General features: G+C 59.1%; 5 protein-coding genes. 2 read left to right on the forward strand and 3 right to left on the reverse strand.

What is annotated here, in order from left to right; translation table 11 throughout:
- A partial coding sequence (locus ABX749_RS18380; RefSeq protein ID WP_372897244.1) for a c-type cytochrome domain-containing protein occupies positions 1-557 on the reverse strand: 557 nt, incomplete at its 3' end.
- A 276-nt stretch (positions 558-833) separates the two neighbouring features.
- Positions 834-1,853 carry an alcohol dehydrogenase catalytic domain-containing protein gene (locus ABX749_RS18385; RefSeq protein ID WP_372897245.1) on the reverse strand — a complete coding sequence of 340 codons (1,020 nt, stop codon included), beginning with the start codon at positions 1,851-1,853 and terminating at the stop codon, positions 834-836.
- A 196-nt stretch (positions 1,854-2,049) separates the two neighbouring features.
- On the opposite strand from ABX749_RS18385, the gene ABX749_RS18390 reads away from it, so the two are divergent.
- A complete protein-coding gene (locus tag ABX749_RS18390; RefSeq protein ID WP_372897246.1) occupies positions 2,050-2,904 on the forward strand; it encodes a sugar phosphate isomerase/epimerase family protein in 855 nt (284 codons plus the stop codon).
- Between the two features lie 413 nt (positions 2,905-3,317).
- On the forward strand, positions 3,318-4,382 hold the full coding sequence (locus ABX749_RS18395; protein WP_372897247.1) for a dihydroorotate dehydrogenase: 1,065 nt from the start codon (positions 3,318-3,320) through the stop codon (positions 4,380-4,382).
- 152 nt (positions 4,383-4,534) lie between these two features.
- Here the strand turns inward: ABX749_RS18395 and ABX749_RS18400 are convergent, their stop codons facing one another.
- Positions 4,535-5,734 (reverse strand): SGNH/GDSL hydrolase family protein, encoded by a 1,200-nt coding sequence (locus tag ABX749_RS18400; RefSeq protein ID WP_372897248.1) that lies wholly within the window; start codon positions 5,732-5,734, stop codon positions 4,535-4,537.
- Between the last annotated feature and the right edge of the window lie 301 nt (positions 5,735-6,035).

Below are 6,035 nucleotides of genomic sequence, written 5' to 3' on the forward strand. Positions count from 1 at the left end.
AGCACGAAATGGTCCAGCGACTGTCGCGGCCAGGTGTCGTGTTTCACCTCGGGAGGCTGGGGCGATCGAATCGGTTGCCAGACCCAGTGGTCCTGGGATCGTTGTTCGAGATCAAACTCGGGCCGTGTCGCCGTCTCCTCCGGTGCGTCTTCGTGCGGCCACGGTGCCCCGATCTCCACCCACCGCTCCAGCGTCTCGATGTCCTCCGCGGCCAATTTCCCCTTGGGCGGCATCTCATACGATGCATACCGAACCGCTTCAATTAGCAAGCTGCCGTCGACATCGCCGGGAACGACCGCTTCGCCGGAATCGCCCCCCCGCAGCATCGCCGCCAAACTGTCGACCCGCAGCCCCGCTTGCAGTTTCTTCGAATCTGCGCTGTGACACGAATAACAATGCTCTGCCAACAGCGGACGGACTTCCTTTTCAAAGAATTCCAATTGTTCCCCGGTCGGTGACACCGCCGGCGACTCGGCCGGAGCAATCCCCACCCATGGGCAGGCCAAGAAACCGAGGGTCAACACACAGCGCCAAACAAATTGCCGAATCGAAGTCACTTCTTCTCCACGTTGATCGAGCCGGGACACGCAAACCAGACGGTATTCTACCTGAAGAAGGACGTCGAGCGGAAAAGGGGTCAGGTACCAAAAACCCAATGGCCCAACGGGTGCTTCGCATCTTTGGTACCTGACCCCTTTTCCGCGACACCTGACGGAGTGCTAGGGTGGGGTTTGCATCTTAGTGATGCCGATGAGAAACCGTGAGGGGAAACTGCGACAGCGGGCCAACCATTTACGACGCAGCGGCACCCCACGCGACTCAGCCTGGACGCATCACGGAGCGTCCATCACGATCACCTTGGCACCGCGCACGTGGCCCTGCTTCAGTTCCACGAGTGCCCGATTGGCCTGTGCGAGCGTGTACGTCTGCACCTGCGGTCGGATCGGGATCTCCGCCGCGATCGGCAGAAACTCGGCGATGTCGTTGTGCGTGATATTTGCCACGCTCTTGATTTCTTTTTCCATCCACAAATGATCGTGGTAACAAAGACGGCTGAGGGAGTCCTTGTCCGCGTCCTCCTTGCCGATCGCGTTGATCACCAATCGCCCGGCCGGTCGCAGATTCCGCAGCGCTTCGACAATCGGCTTCCACGCCGGCGTGGTGTCGATGACTGCGTGCAACCGTTCCGGCGCACCGTCCTCGATCGCGCCCGCCCAGTGTGCCCCCAGTTCCAACGCAAACTCTCGGGAACGTTGATCACGGGCAAACACGTAGATTTTTGTTCGCGGATATAAATGCCGAGCCAACTGCAAGACCAAGTGTGCCGAGCCGCCGAACCCGGTCAGCCCCAGCAGTCCGCCGTCAAACAGATTGGCCAGCTTGAGCGCTCGGTACCCGATGCCCCCGGCGCACAACAACGGTGCCGCTTCGGCGTCGCTGAAACCGTCGGGAATCGGATACACGTATCCCGCATCGGCGCGCATGTATTGGGCGTAGCCGCCGTCGACATCACGCCCGGTTGCACGAAACGAGCCACTCAGGTTCTCCAGCTTGCTTCCCGATGAAGAGTAGATCCAGCCGACGCCGACTCGCTCTCCGACGGTCCAATCGATGACTCCGTCTCCCAAAGCAACAATCCGGCCCACGACTTCATGCCCGGGCACCACGGGCAAACGCGGCGGAGCGGTTCGGCCTTCGATTTCATCCAGTTCCGTGTGACAGACACCACACGCCAACACCTTCACCAACACTTCCCCGCGACGCGGATCGGGAATCGGCAATTCGACCGGCTCGAGTGGCGTCTGGCACTCGTCGAGCGACACGATCCGTGGCAGCACCATTGCATTCATCATGTCCATCAGTTTTTCTCCGGACGTTCCCCATCCAAACCCCATGCCTTGTCAGAGAGCAACTGACATGCCGCTGATCAATGACCGCCGTTCGGCACATGTTTTGCTTCCAGAAACGCTGATTCGACGCACGACGTTGCAGCGTCGTGCGTCCGAGCCGAGAGATCCAATCGGCCTGGTTTGATGGGGAGTGAGCAACATGATTGAGTGGCCGATCGGTCTTTCCACGGGGTGTTTTTATCGCCACAGCATTTTCGATTGCCTGGAACGAATCCGAGCCGGGGGATTCAATCTGATCGAAATCTGCTCGTTTCCGTCGCACCTGGATTACCACGATTTTGAGATGGTCAAACGTGCCGGTGATCTGATTCAGCAATTGAAGATCGAGCCGTATTCGTTCCACGCACCGTTTGCCGAACAGATCGATATCACGTCCCCCGATGCGAACATTCGCAATCGATCGATCGAAGAAATTGTCACCGCCGCCACGGCAGCCGCGGAGATCGGTGTTCGTTATTTCGTGATCCATCCGGGTCCCGAACAACATGACCTTCCCGAAGAGGAGCGAATGCACCGCATGGAACTTGCGGCCCACTCACTGAATCTGATCACCAGCGAGTGCGTTGAACTGAACGTGGGACTGGTGCTGGAAAACATGATGCCACACCTGTTTTTCGGCAAACCGCGAGACGTTCTTTGGATCTTGGGCGCGATCGAAAGCACCGATGTCGGGATCTGTCTGGACACCGGGCATGCCTACCTTTCCGGCGATCTATTGTCGGTCGCCCACAAGCTTTCCGGCCACCTGTGGATGGTTCATGCCAGTGACAACGGCGGCGTCCAAGACGACGATCTTCCACCCGGCGACGGCGCGATTGAGTGGGAGCCGTTCATCAGGCAGCTCGATCGCGTTCACTTCGAAGGCCCCATCATTTTGGAACTCAACGGCAACTCCGATCCCGAAACCACGCTGGATGGGGCACAGCGAGGCAGTCGCTTCATTCGCGAAGTCAAACGTCGCGTCGAAGGTGCGAGTTCGCACATAACTGTCTGAGGGCACGAATCTGGCGTGCGGATATGACCACAGGTGTGCGGGTCGCCGGAGGGATGAACGTTTGCGATGTGGCTCTCAAAATTCCACCGGTTGTCCGATTTGCCTCAACAAGTGTCTACGCCAACAGGCCGAGAACGATGCCTCGGGGACCGTGGCGGCGCCTTGAAAGCGGTGCGGCGAGCACGGGGCGAAAAAAGAACAGGATTTGTGTTGTGGAAGCGATTCCGCGACCCCCACTCGGCACAAGAGATGCACCATTGATGGGGCGCAAACTGGGCCTCCCGATGGAGTGGGTGTCATCGTTTGACGTTTTCCTTTACGCAGGAGCGTCCCGGTCAAAATCGCACCACGTTCGCGCAACTTTCCCCTGGCGTTGGACTTCGATCGCGCCAAAAGATTGACCAGGTAATTCGATGAGCATCGATCTGAGTACCAACTTTGGCGGCTTGCATCTCAAAGCCCCCATCGTGGTGGGCTCGTGTCCCATGACGGCAGAGGAACCGAGTCAAGTCGCGTTGGTTTCCGCCGGCGCTGGGGCGATCGTGCTGCCCTCACTGTTTCAAGAGCAGGTGTTGTTGTGGAATGATCGTCACGGGATTGCGCTTTCGGAGCAGGATCAATCGTTGCTCAAACGCAGCCGCCGCGTCCCGGTGGAGAACGCCGGATTCGATGCCGAGTCCTATTTGAAAATGGTCACGCGGGCCAGCTCACAGCTTTCGATTCCGGTGATCGCCAGTCTGAACGGGGAGAGCGGCGGCAATTGGTTGGACTTTGCCAAGGAAGTCGAACAGGCCGGTGCGGCGGCCATCGAGTTGTGTTTGCAGCCGCCTCCACCAAGCGTGTACGGCACGGCCCGCGAAGTCGAAGACGCGGTCGTCGAGGTGGTGACGAAAATCGATCACGCCATCAAGATTCCGCTGTTTGTCAAGCTGCATCGCAGCTACACCCGGCTCAGCCAACTTTCGTGCCGGTTGTTGTCGGGCGCCCAGGGTTTGATTCTGTTCGGCCGATTGCCCGACACCGACATTTCGCTGGACACGTTCGAGCTGAAATCGGAATGGACGCTCACCGAACCGGGAACGGTCAGCAAGATCATCGGGCCGGTCATGCAAGTCCACAGTTACTGCCCCGGCATGCCGTTGGCTGCCTGTGGCGGGATCGGTACCAGCATCGATGTCGTGAAAGCCTTGCTGGCCGGAGCCGACGTCGCGATGGTCACCTCGGCGGTCTGCCGCGAAGGTCCGACGGTCGTTCGCACACTGATCGATGGTTTGCGGAATTTCATGGAACGCCATCACATGAAATCGCTTGATGACCTGTTCGAAAATCGCCCGCTGGAATTTGACTCCGAATCCCAACGCAATGATTACCTGAAAGGATTGACGGCACGATTTGATCCCGCGGAAGTCCGCAGCAACGTCTCGCGTCTGCACGGCGACCGCTGGGGCCATCCGACCAGCGATGTCGTGGATGGCTGAACGGCCGGCCGATCAAGCGCACTGGCATCGTACCTGTTAGCGGAACGGCGCGAGCCGTCCGGTTTCGACGTGTAGGACCGGAGGGCTCGCGTCCTGCCGCTAACAATGAGCAACCCGTTTGGTGTCCACGGAGGCGGCACTAGACGCAATGCCTACTCGACCAGCAACGCCGACAGCACTTGGGCGTACACCCGATGCCCGAAGTCGTTGGGATGGTTGACGCCGTTGCCGGTCAAGTCCGAATCCTTTTTTCGCTTCATGAATTCGCCCCAAACGCTGGTCAGATCCGCCAGCGCGATGCCGGGTTCACAAAGGGACGCCAACTGATCGCGGTACTGCGGAAACACGTCGTGATTCAATCGCACCCAATCGCGATTGCCGAGCATCGGCGAGATCAAAATGAATTCCGCATTGGGGCATTGCGCTCGGGTGTTGTTGATCATCGTGGCGGTATTCTCGCCAAACTCCTCGGCCGAACGCCCCGCCGAATCGTTCATCCCAAAAGCCAAGATCACCAGGTCCGGCTGGCACGCGGTGACTTGATCGATCATGGTGATGCCCCACGGGGTCGATTGGCCACCGACTGACAGGTTCGTCAGTTCGACGTCCGATTGAAAATGACGGCGAAGATGCTCCGCGAATAAATCCTGGTAGGCCGGTTGAAACGGTGCCCCACCGCCCCATCCGGATGCGTTGCAACCGGTAGAAATACTGTCGCCAAGTAAAACAATGGAAACCGCGCGGCGGTCACGCAACTTTTGCAGCGTCTTGGGAAGCGAAGCGGGGTCGAACGATGGCATCGAAACCGGCCACGCGGTGTCGGCTTTCCTGTACGTCACATGGGTTTGCATCTGGTGATACTCCAACTTCGCGCCGAACAGGATCTCGCCATTCCCGTCGCGGTGCGTCAGTTGATGTCGTTGCGACTTGGCCGGACGCCGCAGCGCCGACGGCGGGGTCGTGACCACACGTGACCCCACCGGGATCACGATCTCGCGAGTCCCGGGGACGAATCGATAGTCAACGCCTTGTTGATACGTGATGTCACCCGATGAGCTGCGCACCGAGACAATTTCGCGGATCGGAAACAGCACCGAACCGCGAGCTTCGTCCGACTCGGAACCTCGCACGAACAACACGGATTCCTGCTCGACGACGTCACCCCTCCAGAACGGTCGCAGTTGATCCGCAGAGTACTGCCATCGGGTCGCTTGCCCCACCTGGTCCTGAGCCTGCGAATTGCCCGCCAGAATAAGTGTGCAGACGAGGACGAAGGGACGAAACGACAGGAATTGCATGATGACCACGTGAAGGGGCTGGTTGAATGAATGAACACAGAGCGGACGTGCCATTTATACTTGGTCTCGCCGCGTCGGTGGGCAGTCGCCAACAGCGATGAAATCAACAAGCCGCGAGTCCCTCAGCATCCTGGCGTTGACCCGTTTGGGGGCTTGGACACTAAACGAGGTGTTCTTTGTTAGCGGCAGGGCGCGAGCCCTCCGGTCTTTCAACGTGTTGGTGAGCCGAGACCGGGCGGCTCGCGCCGTTCCGCTAACGAGTAGGTAGCATTGGTCACGGGCGAATCCTCGCCATTAGCCCGCATTTCGAAAGCAGCCCCGGTCAGTCGGGGGTGATCCCACGCGCCATCGCCCA

The sequence above is a fragment of the Stieleria sp. genome (genome assembly GCF_041595215.1).
Classification (GTDB): domain Bacteria; phylum Planctomycetota; class Planctomycetia; order Pirellulales; family Pirellulaceae; genus Stieleria; species Stieleria magnilauensis.